This is a genomic window from Methylobacterium sp. AC433, from assembly GCF_979253015.1.
Window position 1 is genome coordinate 1 of record NZ_CEEDBN010000014.1, and the last position, 15,115, is coordinate 15,115.

Here is a 15,115-nt window from a genome sequence, read left to right on the forward strand (position 1 = left end):
GGTCCGCTCCATCCCTCGTGTGAGCCACACTGCAAACCTAGCAGTGAAGCCCAGTGAGGGGCGGGCCATCCATAAAGGGGGGCCTGCCACCGGCCCGAACCCGACGGACCGGGGCAAGCCGGGCACGAAGCGCCACCTCGTCACCGATGCGCGGGGCACGCCACTCGGCTTCTGCCTGAACGGGGCCAACCGGCACGACAGTGTCATGATGGCGGAGGCACTCGATGCCATCCCGCCCCTGCGCAACGGTCGGCGCGGGCGACCGCGACGCCGTCCAGACAAGCTGCATGCCGACAAGGCCTACGATGCCAGACCCCGCCGTCAGGAGTGCCGGACACGGGGGATCGTCCCGCGCATCGCGCGTTGGGGCATCGAGAACAGCGAGACACTCGGTCGTCACCGTTGGGTCGTGGAGCGCACCCACGCCTGGTTCAACCAAGTCCGGCGATTGCCCATCCGCTACGAACGACGCACCGACATCTACGAGGCCTTCACAAGCCTCGCGGCCAGCCTCATCACACTCAACCAGATCAAACGGTTCTGTTAGGCGCTCTAAGTACCCAAAGGTAGGCGCTCTTACCCTGTGCCTGCGAGAACTCTTAATCAGCGGGTCCAAGGTTCGAGCCTTTGTGCACCCACCAAACATCTCAATGACTTAGAAGCCTTCGTGGCTCGATCGTCTGGCGCTCGAGCCGCATGTGAGCGGCTTGCCACAATGCCCTCTACTCGCTGCATTCATCTGCTCCGATGTATTTGTCTGATTCTCTGCAATTCACGATCCCGTCCTGAAGGTCGCTGATATCCCTGTGATTGGATCGCTGGGCAGTCCGTGACGAGTATGACCGTGATCCAACAATCCGGATCGCCGATTGACCTTCCGGCCAAGCCGGGCACACGCCCTTCGCGAAAGAACCCCGCCCTTGCGGGCGGGGCCGGGTTCGATCTCGGCTCCGGAGCGGGATCAGGCGGCGCGGACCGTGGCGAGGAAGCGGTCGACCTCGGTGGACAGGTGCTCGGATTGGCGCGACAACGCGGAGGCTGAGGCCAGGACCTGACTGGCCGCCGCGCCCGTTTCCTCCGCTGCGCTCGCAACGCCCGCGATGTTGGCCGTCACTTCACCGGTCCCGACCGCTGCCTGCCCGACATTGCGCACGATCTCCTGCGTGGCGGCGCCCTGCTCTTCCACCGCCGCGGCGATGGAGGCGGCCATCGTGCTGATTTCGCGGATGCGCACGCTGATCGTGCCGATCGCGGTGACCGCCTGACCGGTCGCCCCCTGAACCTGGCCGATCTGCCGGCCGATCTCTTCCGTGGCCCGGGCCGTCTGCGAGGCCAGCTCCTTCACCTCGGCTGCCACCACCGCAAAGCCACGCCCCACTTCGCCCGCTCGCGCCGCCTCGATGGTGGCGTTGAGGGCCAGCAGGTTCGTCTGTGAGGCGATCCCCGAGATCATCACCACCACTTCGCCGATCTTCGAGACCGTGGTGGTGAGTTCATGGACGAGTGCTGCGGTCTGGTCGGCTTCGCCGACCGCGATCCGGGCCAGATCGGCCGATCCCGAGACCTGCCGCCCGATCTCGAGAACGGACGCCCCCAGCTGTTCGGCCGCGGCCGCCACCGTGTTGACGTTCGATGCCGCCTCTTCCGCTGCCGCTGCAACGGCCGTGGACTGACCCGCCGTCTGGCTGGCCGTCGCCGTCATCGTCTGTGCCGTGCCCTGCAGCTCGCCCGCGGACGACGACACCTCGCCGACGATTCCGCCGATCGCCGCCTCGAACGCGTTCGCCAACTGACGCATGCCCGCCTTGCGCTGCTCCTCGGCCGCCAACCGCGCCTGAGCGGTCTCGATCTCCAGAGCCTGCATCCGGATCATGCCGTCCTTGAAGACCTGAACCGCGTCGGCGATCTTGCCAAACTCCGTCGGACGCCCGCGTTCCGCCACCTCGGTCGAGAGGTTGCCGCCGGCCAGAGCCTGCATCGGGCCGATGATCGCTGCGCAGCTGCGCCCGACGCTCCACACAATCAGGCTGCCGACGAGAATCGATGCGAGCAACGCGACGATGGAGGCGCCGATGGCGACGTTGCGGGTACGATCGTAGGTTGCGGCCGCCACCTCGGCGGAGTTTGTCGCCGCCACCTTGGCGAAATTGCTGAGCTGCTTGGCGTCGTCCAAGGCACGCTTGCGATGCGGGGTCACGTCCGTGTCGATCATCTTGCGGGCGACGTCGATGTCGCCCGTGCGTGCCACTGCCAGAAGCGGTGGCATCGACCCGACATAACTAGCCCAATTCTTCTTGAAACTTTCGAAGACCTTGGCTTCTTCGGGGGATTTCTCGAATTGCTCGTAGCGTGCAGCCAGTTTCCCGACTTCTCCGATCCGCGCGGTGATCTCGCCATCGACGTCCTTGACCGTCTTCGCATCAGTTCCATTCAGGGTGTAGCGGAAGAGGCTGATCGTCAGGCGTCCGGCCCAATCGTTGAGCTCTCCGATCGTCTGTGTCTTCGGAAGATCCTTCGACTCTGTCTCCAGCAGAAGGTCGTTGATCGTTGCCGCGCTTCGCGCCCCCAGAAAGCCGAGGATGAGCACAAAGCATGTGAGAAAGCCGAATGCTGCAATGAGCTTGGCGCGGAGGGTGATGTCGCGTAGCACGAGATGGCTCCTGAGGGAGGTTCCAAGACTTAGCATTTGAAGATTAACAAATATCTAGGACAAGAGATTGTCAGGATAAATTCTCTGCAAAGCTGGTTAGATGCGTACAACGCTGAGCGATGCAAGTGCGGGCATCGGCGGAGATTGAGGTTCGCGCGCCCAGACATTGTGCGCTGTAGGAAGCCGAGGCGCGCGATCCGCCTTCCGGCCCGTCCGCTCTCGAGGGCGGCGTCAGGGCAGGCCGCGCGGCAACTCCGTCCTGACTCATATCGGCAGCAAGGCTCTGAGCCCTGCGGACGAGGCGGCTTCCTGCTTCCGCTCGGCCCCCCATCCGCGCCCACTCGCTTTCCCCGTGGAACACGCTCGGCCACCTGCGGGAGACCATGGCCGGGATCGAGGCCGGCCTGAACGTGCTTAACCTCGCGCCAGGCACGGCCCGCGCGAGCGCGGTGACCGGTGCCATCGCTTGTGGGCCGAACTCCGCCGAAGGGACGGGTCCTGCGGCCAGCGAGGTGCTCGGGGCACCCTCCGAGCTATCTCCCCAGTCCGCGCCCCTCAACGCCGAGCTCACCGACTGTCTCGCGATATCAAGCGCCGCTCAACAACGGCGATCCTTTGATGCGGACCCGGCTGCATCGTCGAAGGTATTTCATAGATCTTCTTCGGAAGATCGAACCGCCATGCGGAAATTCGATCTTACTTCCTGGGAATGACGGTCTCGCAGTGGACCCCTTTGAGCTGCGTCGCGTTTTCCTCGGGCGTACCGGGCGTGGCACCGCACAGGCGAATGACTGAGCCGAATTTTCTATTGGCTCAATAACCATCGCAAAGAGAGAAGTTAACCCTTTTCGATGGACATTTTCAAATTCTGATTTGTTTAATGTATCTGGGTTAGCCTGACTGAGTGAATAATGCCGATCAGCGACACCCCTCATGACCAAAAGTCCGGCCATGTCCGCTCTCTTCGAACAGCAGACCGCTCTCCTGCAGCAGCATCTGGTCTCGATCTCGGAGGCGATCGTGAAGACGCGCCGGGAGATCGCCGACCTGCGTCAGGAGCAGGAGGCCGGCCGCACCCGCGACGAGCTTCACGCGGTCGTCCAGAGCACTGAGCGGGCCACCGACACCATCCTGACCGCAGCGGAGACCGTCGACACCCTCGCCCGCGGCATCGCCGGCCGAACGGAGGACGCGGCGACCCGGGCGGATGCCGAGGCGATCCAGGCGCAGATGCAGACCGTCTTCGAGGCCTGCAACTTCCAGGACCTGACCGGCCAGCGCATCTCCAAGGTGGTGCGCACCGTGGTCCTGGTCGAGGAGCGCGTGGCCGAGATGCTGCGCCTATGGGCCGGTTCGGGCGAGGCGCCCGCGGTCGCCAAGCCCGTCGCGACGCCCGTCGCGAAGCGGCCGGCCGCGCCTGGGGCCGAGACGCATCGGCGCGGCGAGGAGGACGGGCTCCTGAACGGACCCGCCCTTCCGGGTACGGCGGCTGTCTCACAGGATGCCGTCGACGCGATGTTCGGCTGAGGCTGCGCAGGTGGTCATGCAGAGGGGCTGCATGCTCGTGATCACGGACGACACCGGACGCAGTGCCGGTCTGGCGCAGGACCTGGCCGCCGGTGCGCCGTTCGCGCTGCTCGACCTCTACGACCCGTCGATCCCGGCCGAACCCGCCTCCACCCTCCTCGTGGATGTCCTCGATCTGCGCCCGGACACGGCTGCCCGCCTCCGGCATGTTCTCACGCAGACGCCACGCGGCGCGCCCCTGGTCGTCCTGCTGCACAAGGACGATCCGCGCGGGCGCATGCTGGCCCTGGCGCTCGGGGCGACCCGGACTCTGTGCCCGCCCTTCGACATTCCCCGCCTGCGCGCGTCCCTGGCACGGCCGGCGCTCGCCCCGGACGCCGACCCCGTACCCTGGTGCGCCCTCCAGGTGGCCTACCAGGCGCGCAACTTCCTCACGACCGTGTTCGTGCCGGACCGACCGCTCACCCCGGCCGTCGTCGACACCGGCAGCGCCTTCATCGAGCAGGCGATCCAAGACACCGGCATCCGCGATTGGATCCGGGCTGTGCGCCGCTTCGACGACATCACCCACCAGCACTGCCTGCTGGTCGCCGGCCTCGCCGCCGCATTCGGACAGGCAATCGGTCTCGGCGAACAGGAATGCCACCGCCTGACCAGGGCCGCCCTCCTCCACGATGTCGGCAAGATCCACGTCCCCACCGCGATCCTGAACAAGCCGTGCAAGCTCGACGCCAACGAGATGGCGGTGATGAAGCGTCATCCGGAGATGGGCCACGCCATGCTGGCCGGCCAGAGCTTCCAGCCGGAGATGCTGCAGGTCGTGCGCTCCCATCACGAGATGCTCGACGGCTCCGGCTACCCCGACAAGCTCAAGGCGGCCGAGATCCCCGACCTCGTGCGGGTGCTGACCGTCTGCGACATCTATGCAGCGCTGATCGAGCGGCGGCCCTACAAGGCGCCGATGGCGAGCGGGAAGGCCTTCGCGATCCTGGAGAGCATGACGGGGCGGCTCGACGCCACCATCGTCGATGCCTTCCGGCCGGTCGCCGCCGCCTTCGTCCCGCACTTCCCGCAGGATGCATGAGCGTGTTCGCGGGTCATTTTCATCGCTGGATCCGCTCGCCCCGCACCTGGATCGGGCTCGGCATTCTCGTACCGGTCGGCATGGTCGCGGCCTGCTCGGTGATGCTGCTGCAACTGCGCCAGGATGCCTGGGACAAGGCCGAGCAGACCGCGAAGAACCTGCTCACGGTGATCGAGCGCGACATCGACCGCAACATCGAGATCATCGACCGGGCCCTGGAGAGCCTCGTCGAGAACCTCAAGATGTACGATCTCGAAGAACTCAGCCCGAAGTTCCGCCAGCGCATCCTGTTCGACGGCGCCATCAATGCCAGGGATCTCAACGCGTTGCTGGTCCTCGACCAGTACGGCAATTGCATCTACGACGCGGCCGGCTGGCCGGCGCGATCGTTCAACAACGCCGATCGTGCCTACTTCAAGGCGCATCAGGCCGATCCCGATCTCGGGCTTGGCATCAGTCAACCCATGATGTCCCGGTCCGTGGGAAAGCCGGTCATCGTCCTCAGCCGCCGCACGGGCCTGCCCGGGGGCTCGTTCAGCGGGATCGTCCTCGGCAGCCTGTCCCTGTCCTACTTCGATCGGCTGTTCGCGCATCTCGAGCTTGGGCAAGCCGGCACGATCAACCTCTTCCTCGGCGACGGCACCCGGATCGTGCGCTATCCCGAGCCCGATCCTGGACAAGCGCCCAACTTCGCGAACGCGCCGAACTTCCTGCGCTTCCAGCGCGAGGGCCGCGGCAGCTTCGTCGCCGCAACCCAGTCCGACGGCATCGAGCGCCTCTACAGCTTCACCCGGGTCGGCAATCTGCCGCTCATCCTCAACGTCGCGCTCTCGACCCGCGAAATCGAGGCGGAGTGGCGGTTCAGGGCCTTGGTGATCGGCACACTCGTGCTGGCTCTGTGCGGAATCACGGTCGGGCTCTCGCTCCTCGTCGCCTGGGAGCTCAAGCGGCGCAATGCGGCCGAGGCCGAACTGGCGGGCCAGTCGCGCACCGATGCCCTGACCGGCCTGCCCAACCGGCGCGCCTTCGAGGAGGCGTTCGAGCGTGCCTGGGCCGACGCACGCCGGCGTAGCGCACCGCTCGCCCTCCTCGTCATCGATGCCGACCACTTCAAGAGCTACAACGACCGGCACGGTCATGCCGGCGGCGACCGCGTGCTTCAGGCGCTCGCCGGCGCGTTCTCCACGTGCGTCCAACGGCCGGGCGACCTCGTCGCCCGTGTCGGCGGCGAGGAGTTCATCCACCTCCTCGCCGACATCGACCCCGAGGACGCGGCTCACCTCGCCGAGCAGGTACACGCGGCCGTCGCCCGCCTGATCGTCGCGGCGAACGGCACCGATGTCGGCCGGATCACGGTCAGCATCGGGCTCGCCTTCGCCCTGCCTCGCCTGGGCGGGGGCCCGGCCGATCTCTTCCAGCTGGCCGACGCCGCCCTCTACTCAGCCAAGGCGATGGGCCGGAACCGGACCTGCTATGCGGTGATGGGCGTGGACGGGGCCGAGGTCTTACGGCCAAGTCCGCCGCTCGAGATCGAACCTGTCCCGACCAGCGTGCCCCCGGCCGTCATGCCCCTCGTCGCCTGAAGGGTTCACCGGCACGCCGCCCCGATCGGTCCGAGCCGCCCCGTCCTGGGTCACCATCCTGGTGGTGTCTTCAGCGTGCGACGAGCGGCGACTCGCCGAGGTCTTCCGCGTGAGCGGGTCGTGGAGGCCGCCGGGGCGACTTCGCGTCTGCGAGCGGCCGCGCGCTTTGGGCAGGGCTCGCCGCGCCGATCCACCGAAAGGCCGCCCTCATGACGAGCGGGACGGTGGCCCCTCTACTTCGGGGCGCGGCACGACTGCACGGTGCGGCCGGACATCCTGTGGAGCTTCCACGACGCACGATCTCGGTTTTCAAGAAGACGGTCCATGCGAGGGAGCGGAACCGCCCGGACGTGAAGGTGACCCGCGAGGGCCGGTTGCGTGGGTACTCTCCCCGCGGCGAGCGGTTGCGCTCATCCGTGCTGTCTGGCCACTGGAAGAGTTCTTCTTATTGAAGGCCTGTGATCGGATGTATACCACCGGTGGCTTCGGCGCCTGAGGGCGCCGCGCTTCCCCGTCCGAGGCCGTGATCGACAAGCTGGATCTACTCCTCGCCCTGTCGCGCGAGCAGCACTTCGGACGCGCCGCGGAGGCGTGCGGGGTGACGCAGCAGACCCTGTCGGCCGGCGTGAAGAGTCTGGAGAACCAGCTTGGGATCAGGCTGGTGCAGCGCGGCTCTCGATTTCAAGGCTTCACCCCCGAGGGAGAGCGGGTGCTGACCTGGGCACGGCGGATCGTCGCCGACACCCGCGCGATGCGCGAGGACGTCGCGACCCTGCGGCGGGGGCCGGCGGGGCATCTGCGGATCGCCGCGATCCCGACCGTCCTGCCGATGGTCGCGGCGCTAACCACGCCCTATCACCTCCGCTACCCGGATGTCCGCCTCAGCGTCCTGTCGGCGACTTCGGCGAGCCTCCTCGACCTCATCGAGAACCTGGAGGCGGATGCGGGCCTCACCTATCTCGACAACGAGCCCCTCAGCCGGGTCACCGCGATTCCGCTGTTCCAGGAGCGCTACCAGCTGCTGACGGCGATCGGCGGTCGCCACGATGACCGCGCCAGCATCACCTGGGCCGAGGTGAGCCGGACGCCGCTCTGCCTGCTCACGCCCGACATGCAGAACCGGCGCATCATCGACCAGCAGCTCCGGGCCTCGGGAAGCGAACCCGCGCCGACCCTCGAGTCGAACTCGATGATCGTGCTGATGAGCCATGTCCGCACCCTGCACTGGGCCAGCATCATGCCGGCCGTCCTGGCCGACGCCCTGGGGCCGATGCCGGGCTTGCGGGCCATCCCCATCGTCGAGCCCGACATCCGGCACACGATCGGCCTCGTGGTGCCGCAGCGCGAGCCCGCGACCCCGATGGTGGCCGCCCTGGTGGGCATCGGCCGCCAGGTGGCCCGGACCCTCGGGGGCGACGAAACCGCGCCGATGGCGAGCGCCTGCGCGGTCGAGGCCCGCCGGGCGGGCGTCCCATGAGGCCGCGCGGACAGCCTGTCGGGCGCGGCGCCTCGCGCCGTCCCACGCGATCCACGTCGCATCGTCTCCGTCACGACCAAACCCTGACGGCACACCCTTCGGAACCCCGCGAGTTCTGAGCATGATCAAGTCCGGACTGATCGCCCGCGTCTCGGAGCTGCATCCCCGTCTAGACGTCGCTGAGGTGGACGCCGTGGTGAACGCCATCCTGACGCGGATCGGCGACGCCCTGGCGGTGAACGACCGGGTCGAGCTTCGGGGGCTCGGGGTGTTCTCGGCCGTGTCCCGAGCGCCGCGCCCCGGGCGGAACCTGTCGTCGGGGGAGGTGGTGCAGGTCGGCGAGAAGCGCATCGTCTCGTTCAAGGCGGACCGGACGATCAAGGCGCAGCTCGGTCGGCCTGGCGCCCCGGAGCCAGTCCGGCGGTCGGTGCCCGCGGTGACCCTCGGCCACCGGCCGCGCCGCATTCCGGAAACCGTGTCCGCGACCCGGAGCGCGTCGCCATGACCGCGCCGACGCGGTCGCTCGGACCCACCACTCCATAGGCGCGCTGGGCCGGACCGTTTAGACTGGCCTCGCGTGGCGCGCGCGCCGGGGCCGGCTCGGCTGGGGATCGCTCTTTGACTGTGAACACGGCATCGTTCCCGCGCCGCGGCCTTCGGCTCCGATCCATCCTCCGCCGCGTCGCCGTGGTCCTGCCCTTGGGGCTTGCGCTCGCCCTGCCCGTCGCGGCACGGCCCTTCACCGACGCCGCCGGCCGCACCGTCGAGGTGCCCGAGCGCCCGACCCGCATCCTGGCCGCCGGGCCGCCGGCCTCCGTCCTGCTCTACACCCTGGCGCCGGACCGGATGATCGGCTGGATCCGCAGCCCGACTCCGGCGGAGAAGCCCTATCTCGCCCCCGCGGCCCGGGACCTGCCCGCCACGGGACGTCTCACGGGGCGCGGCGGGACCGCCAATGTCGAGGCGGTCCTCGGCCTCAGGCCGGACCTGATCATCGATGTCGGCAGCACCGCAGCGACCTACGTCTCGCTGGCCGACCGGGTCCAGGCCCAGACCGGCATTCCCTACGTGCTCCTCGACGGGCATTTCGAGCGGACGACGGAGACCTACCGGCGCCTCGGCGCTCTCCTCGGCCTGGAGGCGGCGGCCGCAGACCTCGCGGGCGCGGCCGAGGCCGCGGTGGCGGACGTGGCGCGGGTGGTCGCGACCGTGCCGGACGAGCGGCGCCCGCGCGTCTACTATGCCCGCGGGCCGAAGGGGCTCGAGACCGGCCTCGGCGGGTCGATCAACGTCGAGCTCCTCGGCGTGGTCGGGGCCCGCAACGTCGCGGCCGCGGCCGGCCCCGGTGGGATCGCCACCGTCTCGCCGGAGCAGGTGCTGGCCTGGGACCCGGACGTGATCCTCACCCAGGACGCCGGCTTCCGACAGGGGATCGGCCAGGATCCGCTCTGGTCCGGCCTCCGGGCCGTGCGGGCGGGACGGGTCTACCAGGTGCCGGCGCTGCCCTTCGGCTGGTTCGATGCCCCGCCCGGCGCCAATCGCCTGATCGGCGTCCGCTGGCTGGCGCAGGTGCTCTACCCGGACCTGTTCCCGACCGCCCTGGAGGCGGCGACGCGGGACTTCTACCGGCGCTTCTACCATGTCGAGCTCGATGACGGGCAGGTGGCGACGCTCCTCTCCGGCGCGGCGGCCGGTCCGAAGCCTTGACCCCCGAGACCGAGGCCCTCGCCCCGCCGCAGGCCGTACGCCGCCGGCCCTGGGCGCGGATCTGGCCCGTCCTCCTGCCGGGGCTGGGGCTCCTCGCCCTGGTGGTGCTGGCGCTGGCCACCGGGCGCTTCGCCGTTCCCCTCGGCGACGTGGTCGAGATCCTCGGCGCCCGGCTCCTCGGCCTGCCCGCGCGGGCCGACCCGGCGATGCAGACCGTCATCCTCCAGGTCCGCCTGCCGCGCGTCCTCGCCGCCCTGGTGGTGGGGGCGAGCCTCGCGGCGGCCGGGGCGACCTACCAGGGCCTCTTCCGCAATCCCCTGGTCTCGCCGGACATCCTCGGGGTCTCCGCCGGGGCGAGCCTCGGCGCCGTGCTCGGCATCTTCCTGTCCCTGCCGGTGGCGGCGATCCAGGGGCTGGCCTTCGCCGGCGGCCTCGGCGCGGTCGCGGCCGTCTTTGCCGTCGGCGCGGCGGTGCGCCGGCACGATCCGGTCCTGACCCTGGTGCTGGCCGGGGTCGCCATCGGGGCGGTGCTCGGCTCGGCGATCTCGCTCCTGAAGGTGCTGGCGGACCCCTACAATCAGCTGCCCGCCATCACCTACTGGCTCCTCGGCAGCCTCGCCTCGACGACCCTGGCGGATCTCGGCGCGATCCTGCCGGCGATCGGCCTCGGCCTCGTGCCCCTGGTGCTCCTGCGCTGGCGCATGAACCTGATGAGCCTCGGCGAGGAGGAGGCCCGCGCCCTTGGGGTGGAGACCCGCCTCCTGCGCCCGGTCCTCATCGCCGCCGCGACCCTGGTCACCGCCGCCTCGGTCTCGGTGACGGGGGTGATCGGTTGGATCGGCCTCCTGGTGCCGCACGTGGCCCGGCTCCTCGTGGGCCCGGATTTCCGGCGCCTGCTGCCGGCCTCCCTCGTTCTGGGCGCCGGCTACCTCCTCGCCGTCGACCTCGTGGCCCGCACCATCGCCCCCATCGAGGTGCCGCTGGGCATCCTGACCGCGCTCATCGGCGCGCCGTTCTTCCTCTGGCTCCTCGCCAGCGGCCGGCGAGGCTGGGCCTGATGCTCAGCGTCGAGAACCTCGCCTTCGGCTACGGACGCCGCCCCGTCGGCTCCGGCCTCGACTTCACGGTGGAGCCCGGCGAGGTGCTGTGCCTGCTGGGGCCGAATGGCGGCGGCAAGACCACGCTGTTCAAGACGCTGCTGGGTCTGCTGCCGCCCCTGGGTGGACGCATTCGCCTCGACGGCGCCGAGATCGCGCGCTGGCCCCGTCGCCGGCTCGCCGCCAGCCTCGGCTACGTGCCCCAGGCGCAAGGCGCGTACTTCCCGTTCCGGGTGCGCGACGTGGTGCTGATGGGGCGCGCGAGCCGGCTCGGCACCTTCGCGAGCCCTGGCCCGGCCGACCACGCCGTGGCGGAGCGGGTGCTCGCGACCCTGGAGATCGGGCACCTGGCGGAGCGGACCTATACCGAGATCAGCGGCGGCGAGCGCCAGATGGTGCTCATCGCCCGGGCGCTGGCCGGCGAGCCCCGGATCGTCGTGATGGACGAACCGACCGCGAGCCTCGATTTCGGCAATCAGGCCCGCGTGCTCGGCCAGATCCGGCGCCTGTCGCGGGCCGGCATCGCGGTCATCCTCTCGACCCACGACCCGGACCACGCCTTCCTCTGCGCCGACCGCGTGGCCCTGCTGCACGAGTGCAGCCTGATCGCCCTCGGCACGCCCGCCGCCACGATCACCTCGGCGACCCTGGCGCGGATCTACGGCGTCGCCGTCGCGGTGGTGCCGCTGCCGGGCCACGCCCACGCGGTCTGTGCGCCGATCCTGCCGGATCAGCCCGCGTCCTTCGGGGCGGCGGGCCGGTAGCCCGGGGTCCGGCCCGCGCGCTCGGCCAGGGCCTCGGCGAGGGCATCGAAGGCCGCGTCTGCGAGCGAACTGGACGTGGCGAGGTAGTAGCGCTCCCAGCCCACGGAGAGAAAATCGAGGCCGAAGCGGTCGGCCGCTGCCCGTGCGCCGAGGCCGGCATCGGCGGCCCCGTAGGCGATCACGGCGGCGACGGCCTGATGGGTGAACTCCTCGGTGGCGTAGCCGCGGATGCGTTCGGCCGGGATCTCGTGCTCGGCCAGGAGACGGTCGAACCAGACCCGGGTGCCCGACCCCTTCTGCCGGTTGACGTAGCGGGCGTCGCGCGCGGCGAGGTCGGCCACATCCGTGATCGCACGGGGATTGCCGGCCGCGAGCATCAGCCCCTGTTCACGCTCGAACAGTGGCGTGACGCGGAAGCCCGGATCGGCCGCGAGCGCCGCGACGGCTGGGCCGGCGGCGGCCCAGTCGAGGGCACCGCAGTGGAACCCCGCCCCATCGGCGCGGGCCTCGGTCAGGCGCGCCACCGCGTCCTCGCTGCCCGCGACCGTCAGGGTGATGCCGGGCCAGGCCGCGGCGACTTCCATGAGGAGGAGGTCGTGGCTCGCGACCAGCGTGAGGGGGCGCTGGTCCTCGGACAGGACCGGCCCCAGGCGCGCGCGGAGGGCGCGCGCCTCGCGGGCCATCGGCTCGGCGAGGCTGCCGGCGGCAGCCCTCAGGGCCTTCCGCAGGAGCTGGCCCGTCGGCGTCAACGCGCTGCCGTGCCCGCGCGTCTTCTGGACGAGCTGATGTCCGAGCCCGGCCTCGAGGGCACGAAGCCGCTCCCAGGCGGCCCGGTAGGACAGCCCGAGCGCGGTGGCGATGCCCTGTACCGACCCGGTTGCGGCGATCGCCTCGAGAACGATCACCGCCTCGGAGACCGAGATTCGGTGCGACCCGACGGTGATCGTGCCGCCGAGGCCGAGGTCGATGTGCAGGGACGATGTATCGGATGCTTGCGTCATATTGATGGGGTCATAACATCTTTCTACGAGTTTGCGTCACGCGGGCGTCGCGACCGGCCGGACGGGTGGCACGAACCAGGGACTCGACCCGATGAGACGCGACCATAACGCCCGGCGGGCCGCCGGACCGGGGTGCGGCGCCGCGCCTCCCCTCCAACTGCCCTTCCCGCCCTCGGAGATCGCGCGTCTCGCGTCGGGCTACCGCCTCGACGCGAAGGAACGGGCGGCCTTCGCGGCCGGTGCCCGCATCCGGAACGGAGACTGCACCCGCGAAAACCTCGCCCCGATCCTGACGTGGAAGGTGAGCGATCGCGGCCGGAGCCGCCCGCAACGCAACAGCGACGAGGAGGTCGCCGACGCCCTGCGCATCGCGCTCCTGGCCGCGACCCCGCGCGTGGCCGTCTCGGTCCTGACCGGTCTCTCCGGCGTCGCGGTGCCCGTCGCCTCGGCGATCCTCGCGGCGATCCGGCCCGAGCACTACACCGTCATCGATCCCCGCGGCCTCAAGGCCCTCGGCTGCGGCCCCCTGCAGATCGGCGCGAAGGCGTCCCTGCCCCTCGACCTCTACCTTCACTACCTCGGATTCTGCCGCGACATCGCTCTCCGCTGCGGCGTCACCCTGCAGATCCTGGAGCGCGCGCTGTGGGAATGGGCGCGGCTGAGCGACGACGGCTGGATGCCCCCACCCCGTCCCGAGGCTCGGGTTCCCGGCAGGCACCCGGCCGCTGGCGCGATCGATGGGGTTCGCGTTCCCATCCTGCCTTCTCGTCAAGACTTGCCGTTGCCGGCGATTTGACCGGGCCGAGTGGGAGGCTGCCGCGTGGCGGTGACCATGGGATAGCCGGAACGCCAGATCCGAGATGGGATCGGGCGCGGAATGCCCGAAGCCGCGAAGAACCGGATTAGGATACGCGATCGTGACCCGCACGGCATGGAGGGTGGGCAGGGCCAGGTTTCGAGACGCGCTTCGGGCAGGCCTATGCCAGGGACTGTCTCAGATTGCCGAGACGCACCGAAGCAGGTCGGAGGCGCGAGCCTCAACATCATGCGATCAGCGCGGAAGACTAGGCGGCCAGCCAAGTCCCGGTGAAGGAGACGACCGCGGAGTAAATGGCCCGGCCCGTCTCGTCACGCACCGTCAAACTGAACTGTTGGATATCGCCGCCCCCGGGCGCTTCCTCCGAGGCGACGAGGGGCAGGAACTTCTTGGCCTCTTCCACGGCCTCTGATGGCCCGGGAAAGTCCATTCCTTCTTCATCACGCATCGAGATGGTATCAGTGATGTCAAAGAAAAATCGAGGCATTCAACTCTGCGGACCCATGAAGCTTAAATTTTTACATTTAAAGATGTGTTCAAATCACCGTTTGGACCCTGCCATGAATCAGGATTGCGCGGATTTGTCAAATCAGATTTTCTTGTACGATATATATTTATATTGCAAAGAGATCTTCTGGTCTTACGGGCATAAATCACGCTCGTGAATATGAAATATTCAAGTAATTAGAATTGAAGCCGGCATAGTTTTGTAGAGCCTGCGGATCTGGGATCGATACTCGCTTGCTCCTGATTTCGATCAAGCCGGTCCCGCGAAGTTTCTGAAGTGTGCGATTTACATGGACTCCCGACAGGCCAAGTGTATCCGCAAAATCCGCTTGCGTGATTGGCCAGTCGAAACTGTTTCTCGATGTTAGTCCGACCAAGCCGAGACGAGCCAGTAACTCACAGAAGAGATGAGCAGCCTGCTTCTCTGCTGAGGGGCGACGCTTGCGTACGACCCATTCACGTAGGATCGCTTCGTCGAGGGACTCAGCCCAGCGTAAGGCGCGACCCAGGGTCGGATGGGTCGCGATGCAATCGTCGAGGACTTCCCGGCGAACGATCGCGACCTCGCAGGCTCCGAACGTGCTGATGGAATGATCGATGCCGCCGAACACCGGCATGCCGAGGTCGCAGATGTCGCCCGGGATCAGATAGGCGAAGATCGCCCGCGTGCCGTCGGGGAGGATCTTATAGCGGCAGGCGATGCCTCTCTGAATGATGTGAACGTTTTCCGAAACAGACGCTTCGAGGATCAGTGTCGCGCGCGGTTCGATGGTGCGTGTGTTGGATGTGAGGCTGACGAGCGCAGTCTTATCGCTGTCGGCGAGCGCAAAACGGCTTTCGATCTTTTGGATGAGATGATTTGCCATATCCGTCGGACTGCTGACGCCACACAGATTTCGAA

At 68.4% G+C, this 15,115-nt stretch carries 15 protein-coding genes; 11 read left to right on the forward strand and 4 right to left on the reverse strand.

Annotated elements, in window-relative coordinates; all coding sequences use genetic code 11:
• Window positions 1-547, forward strand: a 547-nt coding sequence (locus tag AC0IWM_RS17810; RefSeq protein WP_471757124.1) for an IS5 family transposase, incomplete at its 5' end; no start/stop codon positions are given.
• A 414-nt stretch (window positions 548-961) separates the two neighbouring features.
• Here AC0IWM_RS17810 and AC0IWM_RS17815 read toward each other — a convergent pair.
• On the reverse strand, window positions 962-2,686 hold the full coding sequence (locus tag AC0IWM_RS17815; protein WP_471757126.1) for a methyl-accepting chemotaxis protein: 1,725 nt from the start codon (window positions 2,684-2,686) through the stop codon (window positions 962-964).
• A 347-nt stretch (window positions 2,687-3,033) separates the two neighbouring features.
• Between AC0IWM_RS17815 and AC0IWM_RS17820 the strand changes: the two genes are divergently transcribed.
• From AC0IWM_RS17820 to AC0IWM_RS17860, 9 genes are all read left to right on the forward strand, one after another.
• The gene (locus AC0IWM_RS17820) at window positions 3,034-3,363 is read left to right on the forward strand and encodes a hypothetical protein (RefSeq protein ID WP_471757128.1); all 330 of its coding nucleotides are present in this window, start codon (window positions 3,034-3,036) and stop codon (window positions 3,361-3,363) included.
• 238 nt (window positions 3,364-3,601) lie between these two features.
• The gene (locus tag AC0IWM_RS17825; RefSeq protein ID WP_471757130.1) at window positions 3,602-4,177 is read left to right on the forward strand and encodes a protein phosphatase CheZ; all 576 of its coding nucleotides are present in this window, start codon (window positions 3,602-3,604) and stop codon (window positions 4,175-4,177) included.
• Window positions 4,178-4,208: 31 nt separating this feature from the next.
• Window positions 4,209-5,261 carry an HD-GYP domain-containing protein gene (locus tag AC0IWM_RS17830; RefSeq protein WP_471757132.1) on the forward strand — a complete coding sequence of 351 codons (1,053 nt, stop codon included), beginning with the start codon at window positions 4,209-4,211 and terminating at the stop codon, window positions 5,259-5,261.
• Window positions 5,258-6,844: a sensor domain-containing diguanylate cyclase gene (locus AC0IWM_RS17835; protein ID WP_471757134.1), complete on the forward strand. Its 1,587-nt coding sequence runs from the start codon at window positions 5,258-5,260 to the stop codon at window positions 6,842-6,844. Before AC0IWM_RS17830 ends, AC0IWM_RS17835 begins: the two co-directional genes overlap by 4 nt.
• 523 nt (window positions 6,845-7,367) lie before the next feature.
• On the forward strand, window positions 7,368-8,321 hold the full coding sequence (locus tag AC0IWM_RS17840) for a LysR family transcriptional regulator (protein ID WP_471757136.1): 954 nt from the start codon (window positions 7,368-7,370) through the stop codon (window positions 8,319-8,321).
• Between the two features lie 121 nt (window positions 8,322-8,442).
• Complete coding sequence (locus AC0IWM_RS17845) at window positions 8,443-8,826, forward strand: HU family DNA-binding protein (protein ID WP_471757138.1); 384 nt, start codon at window positions 8,443-8,445, stop codon at window positions 8,824-8,826.
• 188 nt (window positions 8,827-9,014) lie between these two features.
• Window positions 9,015-10,028: an ABC transporter substrate-binding protein gene (locus AC0IWM_RS17850; RefSeq protein ID WP_471757317.1), complete on the forward strand. Its 1,014-nt coding sequence runs from the start codon at window positions 9,015-9,017 to the stop codon at window positions 10,026-10,028.
• A 59-nt stretch (window positions 10,029-10,087) separates the two neighbouring features.
• Window positions 10,088-11,086, forward strand: coding sequence for a FecCD family ABC transporter permease (locus AC0IWM_RS17855; RefSeq protein ID WP_471757319.1), 999 nt, complete (start codon window positions 10,088-10,090; stop codon window positions 11,084-11,086).
• Window positions 11,083-11,889, forward strand: coding sequence for an ABC transporter ATP-binding protein (locus tag AC0IWM_RS17860; protein WP_471757321.1), 807 nt, complete (start codon window positions 11,083-11,085; stop codon window positions 11,887-11,889). Before AC0IWM_RS17855 ends, AC0IWM_RS17860 begins: the two co-directional genes overlap by 4 nt.
• Here AC0IWM_RS17860 and AC0IWM_RS17865 read toward each other — a convergent pair.
• Entirely contained in the window at window positions 11,856-12,890 is a 1,035-nt protein-coding gene (locus AC0IWM_RS17865; protein WP_471757140.1) for a substrate-binding domain-containing protein, read from the reverse strand. The genes AC0IWM_RS17860 and AC0IWM_RS17865 overlap by 34 nt on opposite strands.
• Window positions 12,891-12,981: 91 nt before the next feature.
• On the opposite strand from AC0IWM_RS17865, the gene AC0IWM_RS17870 reads away from it, so the two are divergent.
• Window positions 12,982-13,686: a hypothetical protein gene (locus AC0IWM_RS17870; protein ID WP_471757142.1), complete on the forward strand. Its 705-nt coding sequence runs from the start codon at window positions 12,982-12,984 to the stop codon at window positions 13,684-13,686.
• Between the two features lie 268 nt (window positions 13,687-13,954).
• Here AC0IWM_RS17870 and AC0IWM_RS17875 read toward each other — a convergent pair whose 3' ends face one another.
• Both AC0IWM_RS17875 and AC0IWM_RS17880 read right to left on the reverse strand, forming a co-directional pair.
• Window positions 13,955-14,194 (reverse strand): DUF6894 family protein, encoded by a 240-nt coding sequence (locus AC0IWM_RS17875; protein WP_471757144.1) that lies wholly within the window; start codon window positions 14,192-14,194, stop codon window positions 13,955-13,957.
• A gap of 166 nt (window positions 14,195-14,360) precedes the next feature.
• The gene (locus tag AC0IWM_RS17880) at window positions 14,361-15,080 is read right to left on the reverse strand and encodes a Crp/Fnr family transcriptional regulator (protein WP_471757146.1); all 720 of its coding nucleotides are present in this window, start codon (window positions 15,078-15,080) and stop codon (window positions 14,361-14,363) included.
• Window positions 15,081-15,115 lie beyond the last annotated feature (35 nt).

Coding starts and splice junctions, on each gene's coding strand:
- AC0IWM_RS17880 (WP_471757146.1), bottom strand. CDS start 15,080: ATGGCAAATCATCTCATCCAAAAGATCGAAAGCCGTTTTGCGCTCGCC.
- AC0IWM_RS17870 (WP_471757142.1), top strand. CDS start 12,982: ATGAGACGCGACCATAACGCCCGGCGGGCCGCCGGACCGGGGTGCGGC.
- AC0IWM_RS17845 (WP_471757138.1), top strand. CDS start 8,443: ATGATCAAGTCCGGACTGATCGCCCGCGTCTCGGAGCTGCATCCCCGT.
- AC0IWM_RS17815 (WP_471757126.1), bottom strand. CDS start 2,686: ATGCTAAGTCTTGGAACCTCCCTCAGGAGCCATCTCGTGCTACGCGAC.
- AC0IWM_RS17825 (WP_471757130.1), top strand. CDS start 3,602: ATGTCCGCTCTCTTCGAACAGCAGACCGCTCTCCTGCAGCAGCATCTG.
- AC0IWM_RS17875 (WP_471757144.1), bottom strand. CDS start 14,194: ATGCCTCGATTTTTCTTTGACATCACTGATACCATCTCGATGCGTGAT.
- AC0IWM_RS17820 (WP_471757128.1), top strand. CDS start 3,034: ATGGCCGGGATCGAGGCCGGCCTGAACGTGCTTAACCTCGCGCCAGGC.
- AC0IWM_RS17865 (WP_471757140.1), bottom strand. CDS start 12,890: ATGACGCAAGCATCCGATACATCGTCCCTGCACATCGACCTCGGCCTC.
- AC0IWM_RS17835 (WP_471757134.1), top strand. CDS start 5,258: ATGAGCGTGTTCGCGGGTCATTTTCATCGCTGGATCCGCTCGCCCCGC.
- AC0IWM_RS17830 (WP_471757132.1), top strand. CDS start 4,209: ATGCTCGTGATCACGGACGACACCGGACGCAGTGCCGGTCTGGCGCAG.